Origin of the sequence: Streptomyces aureus (assembly GCF_001418135.1) — a bacterium.
GTDB lineage: Bacteria > Actinomycetota > Actinomycetes > Streptomycetales > Streptomycetaceae > Streptomyces > Streptomyces aureus_A.
The window spans coordinates 1-14,953 of the sequence record NZ_LIPQ01000171.1; the positions used below are offsets into that span (position 1 = coordinate 1).

The 14,953-nt window shown below is 73.0% G+C and carries 14 protein-coding genes and 1 pseudogene; 12 read left to right on the plus strand and 3 right to left on the minus strand.

From position 1 onward, the window contains the following. On the plus strand, positions 1 to 937 hold a 937-nt coding region (locus AOK00_RS16085; RefSeq protein WP_216822248.1), incomplete at its 5' end, for an alpha/beta fold hydrolase. Positions 938 to 1,001: 64 nt separating this feature from the next. Here the strand turns inward: AOK00_RS16085 and AOK00_RS16090 are convergent. Continuing rightward, positions 1,002 to 1,646: a S1 RNA-binding domain-containing protein gene (locus tag AOK00_RS16090; RefSeq protein WP_055601001.1), complete on the minus strand. Its 645-nt coding sequence runs from the start codon at positions 1,644 to 1,646 to the stop codon at positions 1,002 to 1,004. 202 nt (positions 1,647 to 1,848) lie between these two features. Here AOK00_RS16090 and AOK00_RS16095 point away from each other — a divergent pair. The 6 genes and pseudogenes from AOK00_RS16095 to AOK00_RS16120 form a co-directional block, all read left to right on the plus strand. After that, a pseudogene (locus tag AOK00_RS16095) lies at positions 1,849 to 2,667 on the plus strand (RNA repair domain-containing protein); the annotation flags it as partial. Positions 2,668 to 2,889: 222 nt separating this feature from the next. Further along, positions 2,890 to 5,127, plus strand: a complete 2,238-nt coding sequence (locus tag AOK00_RS16100) for an FG-GAP repeat domain-containing protein (protein WP_055601002.1) — start codon at positions 2,890 to 2,892, stop codon at positions 5,125 to 5,127. A gap of 287 nt (positions 5,128 to 5,414) precedes the next feature. After that, positions 5,415 to 5,594 carry a lasso RiPP family leader peptide-containing protein gene (locus tag AOK00_RS39090; RefSeq protein ID WP_055601003.1) on the plus strand — a complete coding sequence of 60 codons (180 nt, stop codon included), beginning with the start codon at positions 5,415 to 5,417 and terminating at the stop codon, positions 5,592 to 5,594. A gap of 119 nt (positions 5,595 to 5,713) precedes the next feature. Beyond that, a complete protein-coding gene (locus tag AOK00_RS16110; protein ID WP_216822249.1) occupies positions 5,714 to 7,489 on the plus strand; it encodes an asparagine synthase-related protein in 1,776 nt (591 codons plus the stop codon). Further along, the gene (locus AOK00_RS16115; RefSeq protein WP_055601005.1) at positions 7,449 to 7,775 is read left to right on the plus strand and encodes a hypothetical protein; all 327 of its coding nucleotides are present in this window, start codon (positions 7,449 to 7,451) and stop codon (positions 7,773 to 7,775) included. The genes AOK00_RS16110 and AOK00_RS16115 overlap by 41 nt, the downstream gene beginning before the upstream one ends. After that, positions 7,772 to 8,200, plus strand: a complete 429-nt coding sequence (locus tag AOK00_RS16120) for a lasso peptide biosynthesis B2 protein (protein ID WP_055601006.1) — start codon at positions 7,772 to 7,774, stop codon at positions 8,198 to 8,200. The genes AOK00_RS16115 and AOK00_RS16120 overlap by 4 nt, the downstream gene beginning before the upstream one ends. A 156-nt stretch (positions 8,201 to 8,356) precedes the next feature. Here the strand turns inward: AOK00_RS16120 and AOK00_RS16125 are convergent, their stop codons facing one another. Then, entirely contained in the window at positions 8,357 to 9,421 is a 1,065-nt protein-coding gene (locus tag AOK00_RS16125; protein WP_055601007.1) for a methyltransferase, read from the minus strand. 92 nt (positions 9,422 to 9,513) lie between these two features. After that, positions 9,514 to 10,311, minus strand: a complete 798-nt coding sequence (locus AOK00_RS16130) for a helix-turn-helix transcriptional regulator (RefSeq protein ID WP_107097402.1) — start codon at positions 10,309 to 10,311, stop codon at positions 9,514 to 9,516. A gap of 349 nt (positions 10,312 to 10,660) precedes the next feature. Between AOK00_RS16130 and AOK00_RS16135 the strand changes: the two genes are divergently transcribed. The 5 genes from AOK00_RS16135 to AOK00_RS16155 all read left to right on the plus strand — a co-directional run bounded on the left by AOK00_RS16135 (position 10,661) and on the right by AOK00_RS16155 (position 14,922). Then, positions 10,661 to 11,323 (plus strand): hydrolase, encoded by a 663-nt coding sequence (locus AOK00_RS16135; protein WP_055601009.1) that lies wholly within the window; start codon positions 10,661 to 10,663, stop codon positions 11,321 to 11,323. 5 nt (positions 11,324 to 11,328) lie between these two features. Beyond that, the gene (locus AOK00_RS16140; RefSeq protein WP_055601010.1) at positions 11,329 to 11,835 is read left to right on the plus strand and encodes a DoxX family protein; all 507 of its coding nucleotides are present in this window, start codon (positions 11,329 to 11,331) and stop codon (positions 11,833 to 11,835) included. A gap of 92 nt (positions 11,836 to 11,927) precedes the next feature. Beyond that, positions 11,928 to 12,509 (plus strand): Dps family protein, encoded by a 582-nt coding sequence (locus AOK00_RS16145; protein WP_055601011.1) that lies wholly within the window; start codon positions 11,928 to 11,930, stop codon positions 12,507 to 12,509. Further along, positions 12,509 to 13,936 (plus strand): dihydrolipoyl dehydrogenase family protein, encoded by a 1,428-nt coding sequence (locus AOK00_RS16150; RefSeq protein WP_055601012.1) that lies wholly within the window; start codon positions 12,509 to 12,511, stop codon positions 13,934 to 13,936. Before AOK00_RS16145 ends, AOK00_RS16150 begins: the two co-directional genes overlap by 1 nt. A 146-nt stretch (positions 13,937 to 14,082) precedes the next feature. Next, positions 14,083 to 14,922 carry an alpha/beta fold hydrolase gene (locus tag AOK00_RS16155; protein WP_055601013.1) on the plus strand — a complete coding sequence of 280 codons (840 nt, stop codon included), beginning with the start codon at positions 14,083 to 14,085 and terminating at the stop codon, positions 14,920 to 14,922. Positions 14,923 to 14,953 lie beyond the last annotated feature (31 nt).

Below are 14,953 nucleotides of genomic sequence, written 5' to 3' on the forward strand. Positions count from 1 at the left end.
ACGCCGAGGGCGCGCCGCAGGCCTGGGCGTGAAGCGGAACTTCTACACCACCACTGACACGGTGGCCGATCTCGAAGACCTGCGGCGCGCCCTCGGCGTGGGCTCCTGGACGCTCGACGGGGTCTCGTACGGCACGTTCACCGCCGGCCAGTACGCCCTGACCCATCCGCACCGGGTTCGCAAACTCGTCCTCGACTCCGTCGTACCGCTCGACGGCGCGGGCGTGTTGTACGAGGACGCCCTCGGCCACTCCGCGCGGGTGCTCCGCACCGCCTGCCGTGAGCAGGGGTGCGGTTTCGACCCGGCCCGCGACCTGGCGACGGTCGTCCGGCGCGATGGCAACGGGGTCGGCGTGTTCAACCTGCTCGTCATCGCGAGCATCATCGACCCGAAGCTCGACAACCCCCGGTTCGGCATCCTCGGCGCCATCCACGCCTCCGCCTCCGGCGACCGGGCCCGCCTCGACGGTCTCGTCGCCGGGTTCTCCGCGCCGTCCGACGAACCGCCTTCGGAGTTCAGCTCCGGACTGCACGCCGCGACGCTCTGTGCCGACTCCCGATGGCCGTGGGGCGACGCCTCCGCCCCCGTCGAGGGACGGGAACGAGCCCTGAAGCGGGCCGTCCAACGGATCCGGCCGGCGGCGGTGTGGCCCTTCGAGCGGGAGACGGCGGGTGCGCAGGGCATCCCGCGGACCTGTCTGCCCTGGCCCGCGTCGCGCCCCAACCACGCCGCGCCCCGCCGCACTCTGACGATGCCGGTGCTGATCCTCGCCGGCGACCGGGACCTGTCGACGCCGGTGCGGTGGGCCCGCGACCTCGCCTCCGTGACCCCGCGGGCCGAACTCGTCGTTCTCGCGGGGGCCGGCCACTCCACCCAGAGTCGTAGCGACGGCGGCGCCCGGGCCGCCGAGGAGTTCCTGCTGCGCCAGGCGCATTGATCACGACCCCGCACCGGACACCCTCCGCGGGCGAGGCGGGCGAGGCGGGCGATGGGCGAGTCGGTCAGCTCTCTCCGGATGCACGTGCCTGCAGATGGGAGAGAGTGATCCGTCGCCGTGGGGGGTCGACCCCTACGATCCGGACGGTCAGGCCGCCCTCTCTGTTCTCGATACGGACGAAGGCGCCGAACGGTACGAGTCTGGTGACGAGTCCCGTCACGGTCTGGCCGACCTGCTGGAGGAACTGAGGCATCGGGTCCTCTTGCAAGGCCTTCAGGGACAGGGTCACGCGCTCGCTCACCAGGTCGACGTCGAGGATCTCGGCCGAGACCGTCTCTCCGACGGTGACGACGTCGGAGGGGTGATCGACGTGCCGCCAGGACAGTTCCGGAATATTGATCATCGGGGTGAAGCCGCCGAGGTCCACGAACGTCACACCGAAGTCGGCGATCTCCGTGACCGTCCCCGTGCAGATCTGCCCACGGCGCAGAGTCTTCAGGAAGGCCCAGTCGCGGTCACTCGGCGTCGGCTCGGTTCTCCACCCGGCGCGCAGGACGCCGTCGCTGTCGGGCAGGACCGCGGTGAACAGCGGGTGGCGCTCGGCACGTTTCTCCCCGTAGCCGGTGCCCATGCGCGGTCCGCGGTCGATCTCCTGAACAGGAGCGAAGGGCGGGACGGGCCGTGCGTCGGCGCCTCTGCGGATGGCCATCCGGATCACCTTCCGAAAGCGGGATACCGTGCACCATCAGGTCCTGTGGACCGGCAGCCGGCGCCCACCGAGTCCGGGGCGGAAACCGCCGCTGTCCTTCGCTCTCCTGCCGTAACCGGCAGCGAGGTGGGCGGGCCGGGCGCTGATTTGCAGGGCCGACCGGGCGCGCGTCACCCTGGATAGTCGAGGGGCAGGTGCTGACGTGCACACCAGCGACGAGATCTACCACCGGGTGCTCTGGGACCCGCGCTTCGACCCCGAGCGGTTCGTGATGGGGATCGCCGAGCGCGGGGCCCCGCCGAAGCGGGTCCTGCTCGGAGACTTCGTGCCGGGCGGGGAGATCCCCTGGCACCGGGTGGTGTTCTTCGAGGCGGACGGTCAGGTCGTCTGGGACCGCGCCTCCGGCGTCGACCGGCTCGACGAGACCCTCGTCGGGCAGGTCGGTCCCGTGCCGGACCCGGCCCCCGGCGACGTCCTCGCCGTCCCGTCGACGAACCGCACCGCCGTCGCCTGGCTGCCGCCGGCGGAATTGTGGCCGCCGATCCAGCACATCCGCCGCGAACACGACCGGCAGATCCGTCGCTGGCCGCCGCACGTCAACGTGCTCTTCGGTTTCGTCCCCGAGGCCGAGTTCGCCCGGGCCCTGCCGCTGGTCGCCGCGGCGCTGGCGGAGACGCCGCCGTTCACCGCCCGCCTGGCGGGCGTCCACTGGTTCGGACACCGCGAGGACGCCACCGTCTGGCTCGACCCGGCCGCCGCCGACCGCGAGCCGTGGGCGCGGCTGCGGGAGTCCCTGGAGCTCCGCTTCCCGCTCTGCGGAGCGCACTCGCACGGCTTCACCCCGCACCTGTCCGTGGGCCGTGCGCCGGACCCGCACCCGCTCGCCCGCAAGGCGGAGGCACTGCTCGGCACCATGACGGCCCGGGTCGACGAGCTGGTTCTGCTCTCCCGGCGCGGCGACGAGCCGATGCGGATCCGTGCCCGCGTCCTGCTCGGCAGCGGTGAGGTCCCGTACTCGGAGAATTCGGCCCTACCGGGCAACCCTCCGCCCGGGTGAGCGGGCACCCACGCCTTCCGTAAGCCGCGAGGCCGAGAAAGGTGTCTGTGCGTGGGTGAGGGGGCGAGCGAGGGGGCGAAGTTCAACGCGGTCCACCGATCGGCCGTACAACCTTTCGGTGCACCCGGAAGTCCTGCGGGTACGGCGAGAATTCGCCATGCCCGCACTCTGAAGAGGAACACCCTTTTGACCCTGATACGCACCCCCCGCGTCCGGCTCGGCGCGGCTGTCGCCGTCGCCCTCGCCGTCACCGGGGGCGGCCTGGCGACCGCCGTCCCCGCGACGGCCGCCGTCCCTTCCACGGTCGCCGCCGCCTCGGCGGTGGTGCCCTACCCGAAGGAAGGCGCGGTCATCGTCAGCGCCGGCACGACCGGATTCCTGACCTGGGCCCGCACCGACCATCGCACGCACGCCGTCTGGACGCGCTACGACGGCACAACGGCGGAGCCGTGGTCGTTCGACGACTCCTGGATCACCGCCTCGCGGGCCTCCGACGTGATCGTTCGGGTGGGGATGGACGGCTTCATCACGCTCCGGGACATGGCGACGGGCCAGGACGTCCTCTCCGTCCGCGCCAGGGACGCCGCCTTCGTCGGCGCCGTCGGCCGGACTCTGTTCGTCAAGGCGGCCAACGGCCAGGGCGGACAGGACGTGCACCTGCTCGCCCGGGGCGACGACGGCCGGGTCGGCGACCGCACCGTGACCGGCCTGCCGGTCACCGCGACGGACCCGAAGGTCAGGGCTGCCACACCGGGCACCGCCCTGCTCACGTACACCACCCCCACGGGCCCGCGCTGGGCCACCGTGGACCTCGCCACCGCCGAGGTCACCGAGACGGGCGCCATGACGGGTGACCCCGCGGCCCCGATCGCGCTCTCGGGCACGCACGTCGCCTGGCTGGAACCTGCCGGCGGCGGCTTCCGGACCGCGGTGGTAGCCGGGCGAAAGCCCGGCACCGCCACCCAGCGGATCACCCTGCCGGGTGCGGTCGACTCGCTCGGTCTGGTCGGCGGCTGGCTGACGTACGGGCAGACCGGCGGCTACCAGGAGCGGAACCCGTCCTCGGCGTACGCCGTGACCGCGCGCTCCCTCGCCAACGGCACGACCCGCAAGCTCATGGACGACGCGGACTCCTCGGCCGTCGCTCCTGACGGATCCCTGCTCGTCCAGGGCGGCACCGTCCAGAGCGGCGAGGGCCTGTACCGCATCGCCCTCGGGGCGAACGGCGAACCGGCCGCCACGCAGGTCGCCTCCTCCGGCCTGTCCACCAAGGTCACCCTGCTCGGCCACGACATCCCGGCGGTCGTCGACCTCGACAAGACCGGCGGCCGTCTCGCCATGGTCTGGCAGCTCAGCCGGTCCGAGGTCGAGATGACCGTCAGGATCCGCAACACCCGGACGGGCGAGACCCTGACGGACGGGGTCCACCCGCTCAACGGCGACTACGACCCGCACCGGGCCTCGTACACCTGGAACGGCCAGCTCGCCTGGAACAACACCCGCGACATGTGGACCGGGGCGTCCAGCGGGCCGTACACCTGGGAGATCACGGCCAAGCCGCTGAACGGCATCGGACCGGAGCTGAAGGCCTCCGGCGCCTTCACGGTGACCAGGAAGCCCGGCGCGCACGACTACGACGCCGACGGCTCGCCCGACGTCCTGGTCCGGGACACCACGGGCCGTCTGTGGATCGACGACACGTTCCCCAACCCGTACGAGGGCTACATCGAGCAGAACCCGGGGCTCCTCGTGGGCACCGGCTGGGGCGCCTACGACCGGATCGAGGCGGTCGGGAACATCGCCGGCTCCGCCGTGAGCGACGTGGTGGCCCGGGACAAGGCCGGCGTCCTCTGGCTCTACCAGGGCACCGGAAATGCCAAGGCCCCGTTGGCCACCCGTGTCCGCGTCGGCACCGGCTGGGGCGCGTACCCCCGGCTCACCGGCGGCAGCGACCTGACCGGGGACGGACGGGCCGACCTGGTCGCCACCGACAGGACAGGCGGCCTGTACCTGTACAAGGGCACGGGCTCGACCACCGCCCCCTTCGGCGCCCGGAAGAGGATCGGCACCGGCTGGGGTGTGTACAACCAGCTCACGGCCACCGGCAACCTCGCCGGAGACCCGGCCGGGGACCTCGTCGCCCGCGACACGGCCGGCGTGCTCTGGCTGTACCTCGGCAAGGGCGACGGCACCTTCGCGCCCCGCGTGAGGATCGGGGCGGGATGGGGAGTGTACGACCGTCTCCTCGGCATCGGCGACGCGAACCGCGACGGCCGCCCCGACCTGTACGCCTCCGTCAAGGGCGGCGGCGGAAACGCGTACGTGTACAAGGGCACGGGCTCCTGGAAGCAGCCGTTCCACGCACGGGACGTGGTCTCGTGGTACAGCGCCAACCCGGACATCCGGTACGACCTCCTCTCCTGACGCGCGGGTCTCCTGACCCGGCGGAGCGGCCTCGGCGCCACTCGGCCTCCCGGGAGTCGGGTACGGGTGCGGTGGACGATCCGCCGCGCCCGTACGGGAACGGGAGCACGATCCGGCCAACTTGACGCGGCACGGGGAGGAGGGGCCGATTCCCCACCGCGTCGGGATGGACTCGCCGGTTCGGAATGGTCATGCTGACACCTTCGGAAAGCCTCGCGGAAGGCATCACAGAAGGTTATTGCGGCCGGCCTGTCACTGTTCTTGACGATCCATCGGGAGCGAGAGCAATGAACTCTGCACACCAGCACCGCGACCCCGCACACGAGAACGCCCCCGCCGGCGCGGCGGACGGGCGCGACCCCGAACTGCTCCTCGTCGACGCCGGATCGGTGCGTGACGTCACCCTGGGGAACTGGTCGCACGGCCACCCCGACGACACGCAGCACTGGACACCGATCGACGACTGATGCGCTGGGCGGCCGGGTTCCGGGCAGGACCGGACACGAGCGCGACGCCGGTCCCGGCGCCCGTCGCCGGGGAGGGGATCCCCGGCTTCGCCACGGCGTGGACCGTCGGACCCCTCCTGGTGCGCACGGTCGATGGCGACGGCCCCGGACCGTCCCGGATCGCGGCCGCCGGCGATTGCCCGCCCACGCCTGACGAGCTCGCCGCCACCCTCCGCGCTGTACGGGCCGGGCAGCTGGACCGGATGCCGGAACGGCCGGGTTCGTGTCTGCTGGTGGTAGAGACCCGCGACCGTACGGTGGTCCTCGGCGACCGCGCCGGGGTCTGGCCGGTGTTCTACCGGACGGATCTCGACGGCGGAGTCTGGTGGTCGAACGCCGCGACACCGCTGGCCGCGCTCTCCGGCCCGCCGATCCCGGAACTCCGCGCGCTCGCGGCCCGCGCCGCACTGCCCGACGTGGTGCTCGACCCGCACGCCGGCCTGTTCCCGCAGGTCGCCCGCGTACCACCCGGCATGGCCCTGCTCTGCGAACGCGGCTCGGCCCGCCTCGTCCGTACCGGCACCGCCACCCGGACGCACGCGGAGCACCTCACCCTGCCCGAAGGGGCCCGGCTCCTGCGCACCCGGCTGACCGAGGCGGTCGACCGCCGCGTACGGTCGACCCCGCTGCGCTCCGCCGACCTGTCCGGAGGGCTGGACTCCACGACCCTGGCCCACCTCTCCGCGCGGGCGGGCCGGACCCATGCCGTCACGTACACCGACGAATGGCTGCGCAACGACGATCTCCCGTACGCGACGGCCGCCGCCGACGAGATGCCGGGCGCGGTCCATCACGTGGTGACCGGCGACCGCTCCACGCTCCACTACACCGGACTCGGCCCGGAGCACCTCGCCGTCCCCGTCTCCGACGCCCCGAGCCCCAGCGTCGTGCTGTGGGCGATGAAGGCGAAGGCCCTGGGAGCGATGGCCGCCTACGGTTCGCGCGGCCACTTCGTGGGCACCGGCGGCGACACCGTCCTCACGGCGTCCGGTGTCCTGACCGACGCCCTGCGCGCCGGACGGCGCCGCCAGGCCGCCGCTGCGGCCAGGGCGGCGGCCCGGGTCACCCACACCTCCGCGTGGGGCCTGTGGCGTGTCGCCCGCTCCAAGGCCGCGCTCACGCTGACCGTGGAGGCCGGGCACCTCGCGGACCGGCTGCGCGGGCCCGTGGCCTCGGCCGATACGGCCCACCGTGGGACCGGGGGCACCGATGCCGCCTGGCTGCCGGTCCATGCGGCCGCCGACTGGATGCCCCGCCCGGCCCGTGACCTCCTGGCAGACCACGTGACCGACACCTGCCGGTCCCGCGAACAGCCCAACCGCCTCGCACCCTGGCGCGACGCGCACGGTCTGGCCAGGGTCGGCGACGACGTCGCCCAATATGCGCACCTCGCCGCGAGCCTCGGCATGCCCCTCTGGGCCCCGTACCTGGACGACGAGGTGGTCGCCGTCTGTTTCGGCGTACCGCCGGAGGAGCGGCACGTGCCCGGCGCGTACAAGCCGCTGCTGACCCGCGCCATGCGCGGCGTCGTCGCCGACCCCGTCCTGGACCGCCGTACCAAGGGAACCTTCGGCGGGCCCGTCTACGCGGGCCTGGCCGAACACGCCGACGCACTCACCGAGTTGCTGGGCACCGGTTCCCGCCTCGCCCGCCTCGGGCTCGTCGACCCCACCCCCGTGGCCGCCGTACTGCGCCGCGCGGCGCCGGGGCTGCCGCTGCCGCTCGGCTCGGTGCACAACCTCGTCGCGATCGAGGTGTGGCTGCGGCAACTGGAAACCCAGAGCCGCTCGACCTGGTGGAAGGAGAACCGATCCCGTGCCCTGGGTCCTGCCCCGCACCGTGCACGTCGTCCATGACGACACCGCGGGCGCCGCTCTGCTCGACGAGCGCTCCGGACGCTGGTACCACCTGTCCCGGCCAGGAGCCGCGCTCCTCAAGTCGATCCTCGCCGGCGCCGACCCCGAGGCCGCCGCGACCGAGGCGGCGGCCGTACCGGGCGATGACGCGGCGCGCTCGGACCGCGCCTTCCTGGCCCTGTTCCACGACCTGCGTGCCGCGGGACTCCTGATCCGGCACCCCGAAGTGCCGCCGCGCCACCGGCGGCCGTTCACCGGACTGTTCACGAGGGGGACCGGACGATGAGCCTCCCCGTCGCTCCCGCCGCCGGCCCGCGGCCCTCCTTGCCCCAACTGCTCTGCGGATCCTTCGCTTTCCTCGCCGCCGTCCTCCTGCTGAGACTCCCGCTGCACCGCACCACCGCCCTCGTGCGCCTGCTGCACCGTCTGCCCCTGAGGGAACCGGCGCCGCCCCGGGCCGCCCGCATCGTCCAGGCGGCGCGCTCAGCCGGCGACTGGTGGCCGGGGCGCGCGGCCTGCCTAGAGACCTCGCTCGCCGCGAGCCTGGCGGCCGTCGCCCAGGGCTACCGCCTCTCCTGGTGCCTCGGCGTGCGCTTCCTCCCGCCGCCACGCGTCCACCACGCCTGGGTCGAGACCGCGTCCGGCCCGACCGGCGAACCCGAGACCGCTCTCCCACACGGCTGGCCCTACGCGACGGCCCTGCGCGTCTGATGAGCGCCGGACGCCCGCGGCTCATGATCCGGGTAGAACGCGAATCGTCTGACGGCGTCGCGGCCGGACCGCCCCCCGGTGGCGGCCGACCCCGCGCGCCCGGCACCCTGGCTGAGGGAATGCCTGCGCAGCGCACCTGGGTCACGCCGCGTGCCGTCAGCCGGCCACGGCCTCGATGAGGGAGAACGGTGCGGCGTCGGTGAGCGGCGTGACCGATGTGAGGGACAGGCCCGCGCGGTGGCACACTCCCTCGAAGTCCTCGCGGGTACGTTCTCTGCCGCCCACGTTCACCAGCATGTTGAGGTCGCTCAAGTAGGTGATTCCGCCGTCGGTGACGTCGGACTCCGCGCTGGTGTCGACGATGTCGGGGAGCACGGGCTCCACGATCAGGACGAGGCCGCCGGGCGGCAGGACCTCGCGGCAGTGGCTCAGGATCGTGACCGCCTGGTCGTCCGTCCAGTCGTGCAGGACGCTCTTCATCAGATAGAGGTCCGAGCCCTCGGGAACGGAGCGGAAGAAGTCCCCGGCGATCAGAGAGCAGCGGCCGTCCAGCCCGTGCCGCGCCATGGTCTTGGGCGCCGCGGCCAGGCCCTCCGCCGTGTCGAAGAGGACTCCGGTGAGGCCCGGATGAGCGGCGAGCACTCCGGCCAGAAGGGTGCCGTCGCCGCCACCGACGTCCGTGACGGTGGTGAACCGGCCGAAGTCGAACGCGTACGGCAGCGCGGCGGCGGTCTCCGACACGGCTTGGCTCATCGACGCGTTGAACTGGGCGGACAACGCGGGGTGCTCGGCGAGGTGGCTGAAGAAGTCCGTGCCGAAGACGGCGTCGAACGCGATGTCGCCGGTGCGGACACTGTCGTCCAGGTGCTCCCAGGCGCGTACGATCACCGGCTCGGTGAACATTCCCACGAACGACGTGAGCGAGTCGGGGCGCCCGGGGGCGAGGAGTGCGCCCGCGGGGGTCACCGAGAAGGAATCGGGGGCGTGTTCCCGCAGCAGGCCGAGCCCGGTCAGGGCGCGCAGCAGCCGTGTCATGGGCTGGTGCCGGGCTCCGGCGTCGGTGGCCACGTCGGCGGCCCGGCGTGGCGTGTCGCCCACCAGCTCCATCACCCTCAACCGGACCGCGGCGCGCAGGGTCTGCGCGGCCATACTCCCGAACGCGAGCCGGACGATCAGATCGCGGTCGGCCATGCCTGCTGCTCGGACATCGGTGTTCGCCACAGGTGGTTTCCCTTCTTCGTGTGGTGGTACGTGCATGAACCGGCGTGGCCACTCGGGTGTGTGTGGGGCCGGTCGCCCGGGTGTGGCACGGGTCAGTCGGCGGACGTGGTCCAGCCGGCCAGGGCGCCCGGCGTGCACCCGGCGAGGGCCAGCACGTCGCGATGGAGATGGGGCTGGTCGGCGTATCCGCACGCCAGGGCGACGTCGCCGGCGCTCTCGCCCGCGCGGAGTGCCCGGGCGGCGTGGTCGAAGCGGACCAGCATGGCGGCACGCTTGGGGGTGAGGCCGATCTGGGCACTGAATCTGGACCACAGCCGCTTGCGGCTCCATCCGCAGGACGAGGCGAGGTCACCGACCCGTATCCGGCCTCGACGGGCCACGATGGTGTCCCAGGCGGCGGCGACCTCGGGCGACATCGACGGCGCTCCCGCCGCCCGTCTCGTGAGGAACTCGTCCGTCAGCGCGAGGCGTTCCCGCCACGTCGTGGCGTCGGTCAACTGCTCGCGGAGGCGTCGCTCGTGCCGTCCCCACAGGTCCCCGAGAGCGGTGACGGAACCGTCCAGTTCGAGCGGGGAGACGCCCAGCAGCGCATAGGCGGCCCGGGGTGACAGGCACACTTCGACGCACTCGACGCGCTCGCCACGGATGCGGGCGGGGCCGGGCGACAACGAGGCAACGAGGCTCCTCATGGGCTGCTGTCCCGTGGCACTCTCCACCGTGACCGCGGCGCCCCCGAGTTCGATGACGACGACCACGGCGGGCTGGGGGAGCACCCGCAGGTCCAGCCCGGCGGCCATGCGGTCACGGAATCCGGCCATCCGGACGCCGTCGAGGGATGCACCGCCGAGAGGATGGGCGACCTCCCAGCCGTACTCGGCATCGCGATCCATGGGGGTAACCCCCGCTTCGTGTCTGCGCATGCCTCTACCGTCGCCGACTCCAGCGGTCCTGTCTTGTACGAAAGTTCCGTGGGACCGCCCGGCGGATCAGACCGCCTTCGCGCGATGGCACCAGGAAGTCACCGGGGCCTCCGCCGCTGCAGCGGCGGAGGCCAAGTCGACCGGGCCAGGATGACCCGCCCGTGACACAGCGCGGCTCTCGTCCCTCGACCGGTTGTGCGCTGTCATGCCAACTGCTGGGCGCAGGAGGTCAATGAGGCCCGTCGGGTCGCTCGTAGCTTGAACAAGTGCCGAGCCGCGGAGGCGGTGGGCGCGTTTCGATCGCTTCGAGAGGACCCTCATGTTCGACATCACCAAGGTGCAGGCTGCTCCCAGTGCGGACCTGCTGACGCCCGACAACGCGGTCATGCTCTTCGTGGACCACCAGCCGCAGATGTTCTTCGGCACCGGCAGCGGAGACCGGGCCGCGATCATCAACAGCACCGTGGGTCTCGCCAAGGCGGCGCGGGCGTTCGACGTGCCGGCCGTCCTGACCACGGTCGCCGCGGAGTCGTTCTCCGGGCCCCTGCTGCCGCAGCTCGCCGATGTGTTCCCCGGGCAGGAGGTCATCGACCGCACCAGCATGAACGCCTGGGAGGACGAGGCGCTCGTGGCCGCCGTCAAGGCGACCGGCCGCAGGAAGATCGTCCTGTCGGGTCTGTGGACCGAGGTCTGCCTGGTACTGCCCGCCCTCTCCGCGCTGGAGCAGGGATACGAGGTGTACGTCGTCACCGACGCCTCGGGCGGCGTCAGCCCGGCCGCCCACGAGCACGCGATCCAGCGGATGATCGCCGCCGGCGCCGTGCCGGTGACCTGGGTGCAGGTGCTTCTGGAGCTCCAGCGCGACTGGGCGCGCCAGGAGACGTACCCGGCGGTCATGGAGATCGTCAAGGCCCACGCGGGCGCCTACGGCCTGGGCGTCGTGTACGCGCAGAGCGTCATCGGCGCGCACGCGGCAGGCTGACCTCCGTGGACAGCGGCATTCTCGTCCTGCGCCTGCTGGTGGGCCTGCTCGTCGCCGGCCACGGGGTGCAGAAGGTCAGCCGGCACCTGGGCGGCAGAGGTCTCGAAGGGGGCGCGGAGGAGTTCCGCGCCGACGGATTCCGGGGCGGCCTCCTCACCGCGGTCGCAGCGGGCGGCGGTCAGATCGGATCAGGTCTGCTGCTCGCCGCCGGCCTCCTGACCCCGCTCGCCGCCACCGGGGCCATCGGGGTCATGACCGTCGCCCTCACCGTGAAATGGCACAACGGCCTCTGGGTGCAGAACGACGGTTACGAGTACCCGCTCGTCCTCATCGGCACCGCCGCCGCCCTCACCGCCACCGGACCAGGCGCCTGGTCCCTCGACGCGGCTCTCGGCCTCACGTCGTACCCGCTGTGGTGGGCGGCCGTCGCGCTCGTGGCCGGTCTCGGCAGCGGGCTGCTCACCCGGCTCGTCCTGCACCGGCCCGCCGCCCCGGCGATCACCGAGCGCTGAGCGTGAGCCGCGCAGACCGGGTCCGGCCGCCCGCGTACCCCCGACCGGGCGGCCGGCCCCTCCCCACCCTCATTCCCGAACAGGAGCACTCGATGGACACCCTCACGACCCCGCACGGTGGCGGCGGCCAGCCGCTGCTGCACCAGAAGGGCGCCGAGACCCAGGCGTTCGGCTCGCTCAAGCAGCTGCCGATCGGCCTCGGCCACGACACCCGCATGTACGCGTGCCAGCGGCTGAACCGCGTACTCGCCGACACGCAGATCCTGTACTCCCTCTACAAGAAGCACCACTGGCTGATGCGCGGGGCGACCTTCTACTCGCTCCACCTCATGCTGGACAAGCATGCGGAGGCCCAACTGGCCATCGTGGACGCGCTGGCCGAGCGGATCCAGAGCCTCGGCGGCGTCGCTGTCGGAGACCCCCGCCACGTCGCGGAGCTGACCGCGATTCCCCGGCCGCCGGACGGTGTGGAGCCGGTTCCCGTCATGCTGTCGCGGCTCCTCGACGCGCACGAGCGGATCCTGATCGACGCGCGGGACGCCGCCGCCCGTATCTCGGCGGAGGGTGACGAGGGCAGCACCGACCTGCTCGTCTCCGACGTCATACGCACCGGCGAGGCGCAGGTGTGGTTCCTGGCCGAGCACCTCGTGGACACCCCTCTGGTACGCGGCTGATGGAGGACACGTACGACGTCGTCGTGGTCGGCGGCGGGCCGGGCGGTGAGGTCGCCGCCGACCGGGTCGTGCGGTCGGGGCTGACCGCCGTCGTCGTCGAGGCCGAGACGGTCGGCGGCGAGTGTTCCTACCGGGCGTGCGTGCCGAGCAAGGCCCTGCTGCGTCCCGGCGCCGCCCGAGCGGCGGCCCGGTCGGTCGACGGGGCCCGGCAGGCCGTCGCGGCGGCACTCGACCCGGCGCGCGTGCTGGCCCGGCGTGACCGTTTCACCGGGCGCGGTGACGACACCGGCCAGGCCGACTGGCTCGACGGTGCGGGCATCGCGCTCGTCCGGGGGCACGGACGCCTCGCCGGTGAGCGCCGGGTGGAGGTGTCCAGGGCCGACGGCACGGTCCGTACCCTGCGGGCCCGGCGCGCGGTCGTGGTCTCCACCGGCACGGAGCCCGTCCTTCCGCCGGTCGAAGGGCTCGACGGGATCGGTGTGTGGACCAGTCGGCAGGCCACCACCGCCGACGCGGTCCCCGAGCGGCTCGTCGTCATCGGCGGGGGAGTGGTGGCCTGTGAGATGGCCACCGCGTGGCGCTCACTCGGCTCCTCCGTCACTCTGCTGGTCCGCGACCAGGCCCTGCTGACCGGCTGGGAGCCGTGCGCCGGTGAAGAGGTCACCCGGGGGCTGGGCGATCTGGGCGTCACGATCCGCTTCGGTGTGTCGGCCGTCCGGGTCGCTCGTGACGCCGACACCCGCACGGTGATCGTGGACACGGACGACGGCACCGCCCTCGTCTGCGACGAGGTCCTCGCCGCCGTCGGCCGACGCCCGCGCACCGGGGACCTCGGCCTGGAGACCGTCGGACTGCCGGCAGGTGACTGGCTTCCGGTCGACGACACCTGTCGGGTCACCGCGGTCGGGGGCGACTGGCTCTACGCCGTCGGCGACGTGAATCATCGTGCGCCGCTGACCCACATGGCCAAGTACCAAGCGCGCGCCTGCGCGGCGGCGATCGCCGAGCGAGCAGCGGGGCGCCCGGCCCGTACCGGCGGCCTGCAGCCGTGGAGCGCGGAGGCCGAACGTGTCGCCGTCCCCCAGGCCGTCTTCACCCGTCCCGAGGTCGCGAGCGTCGGTCTCACGGAACGCGCGGCACGCGAAGCGGGACTCGCGGTACGCGCGGTGGAGTACCGCATCGACGACGTCGCCGGCGCGGCGCTCCACGCGGACGACTACCGCGGCCTCGCCAAGCTCGTCGTCGACGAGACCCGAGGAGTCGTCGTCGGCTGCACACTGACCGGCCCGATGGCGACCGAGCTCATCCACACGGCCACCGTCGCCATCGTGGGCGAAGTCCCTCTGGAGCGCCTGTGGCACGCCGTGCCGGCCTTCCCGACGGTGAGCGAGGTCTGGCTCCGGCTCCTGGAGGCGTACGGCCTCTGAGGTGAGGCCCCGTCCGAGGTGAGGCCCCGTCCGAGGCGGGGCCCCGCCCGACCGCCGTACCCGTTCGGCGCGCTCCCCCGCCCGACCGGCGTACCCCCGCCCGCCCGAGCGCACTCGAATGCCTCACGACCCGAAGAGGAAACCCCATGCATCTCAAGAGGCGTACCCTCGCCCTCGCCCTGCCGGCCACGCTGGCCGTTCTGATGGGTACCGCACCCGCCACACCAGCCACACCCGTGAGCGGCCCGGCCGACGCCGGCACAGTCCGGCACGGTCCCAGGCCCACGATCGTCCTGGTCCACGGAGCGTTCGCCGACGCCTCCGGCTGGAGCGGCACGATCAGGCGGCTGCAGCGTGCCGGCTACCCCGTCCTGGCCCCCGCCAACCCGCTCCGCGGTCTCGCCGCGGACACCACGTACCTGCGCGGCGTGCTGGCCGCCGTCGACGGACCCGTCGTCCTGGTCGGGCACTCCTACGGTGGCGCCGTCATCAGCGGTGCCGCCGCGGGCGACAGCCGGGTGAAGGCCCTCGTCTACATCGCCGCGTTCGCCCCGGACAAGGGCGAGAGCGCGGCCCAGCTCGCCGCCAGGTTCCCCGGATCCACCCTCGGCGACGCCGTGAACCCGCGGTCGTACCCGCTGCCCGGCGGTGGCACAGGCACCGAACTGGTCATCGAACAGACCAAGTTCCACGAGCAGTTCGCCGCCGACGTGCCCGCCGCCGACGCCGCCGTCATGGCCGCGACCCAGCGCCCGGTCACCGCCGCCGCGCTGGAGGAGAGGGCCGGGGAGGCGGCCTGGAAGACGATTCCTTCCTGGGCGCTGATCGCCACGGCCGACAAGAACATCCCGGCGGCGGCCGAGCGGTGGATGGCCCGGCGCGCCGGCTCACACATCACCGAAGTGGACGCGTCGCACGCCGTGGCCGTCTCCCGTCCGGCCGCGGTCGCCGAGGTCATCCTCGACGCCGCGCGGGCGACCCGCTGACCCGCAGTCCTGCCCCAGCCCGTACATCCCC

Coding starts and splice junctions, on each gene's coding strand:
- AOK00_RS16090 (WP_055601001.1), bottom strand. CDS start 1,646: ATGGCCATCCGCAGAGGCGCCGACGCACGGCCCGTCCCGCCCTTCGCT.
- AOK00_RS16130 (WP_107097402.1), bottom strand. CDS start 10,311: ATGGATCGCGATGCCGAGTACGGCTGGGAGGTCGCCCATCCTCTCGGC.
- AOK00_RS16135 (WP_055601009.1), top strand. CDS start 10,661: ATGTTCGACATCACCAAGGTGCAGGCTGCTCCCAGTGCGGACCTGCTG.
- AOK00_RS39090 (WP_055601003.1), top strand. CDS start 5,415: ATGAACTCTGCACACCAGCACCGCGACCCCGCACACGAGAACGCCCCC.
- AOK00_RS16150 (WP_055601012.1), top strand. CDS start 12,509: ATGGAGGACACGTACGACGTCGTCGTGGTCGGCGGCGGGCCGGGCGGT.
- AOK00_RS16155 (WP_055601013.1), top strand. CDS start 14,083: ATGCATCTCAAGAGGCGTACCCTCGCCCTCGCCCTGCCGGCCACGCTG.
- AOK00_RS16145 (WP_055601011.1), top strand. CDS start 11,928: ATGGACACCCTCACGACCCCGCACGGTGGCGGCGGCCAGCCGCTGCTG.
- AOK00_RS16120 (WP_055601006.1), top strand. CDS start 7,772: ATGAGCCTCCCCGTCGCTCCCGCCGCCGGCCCGCGGCCCTCCTTGCCC.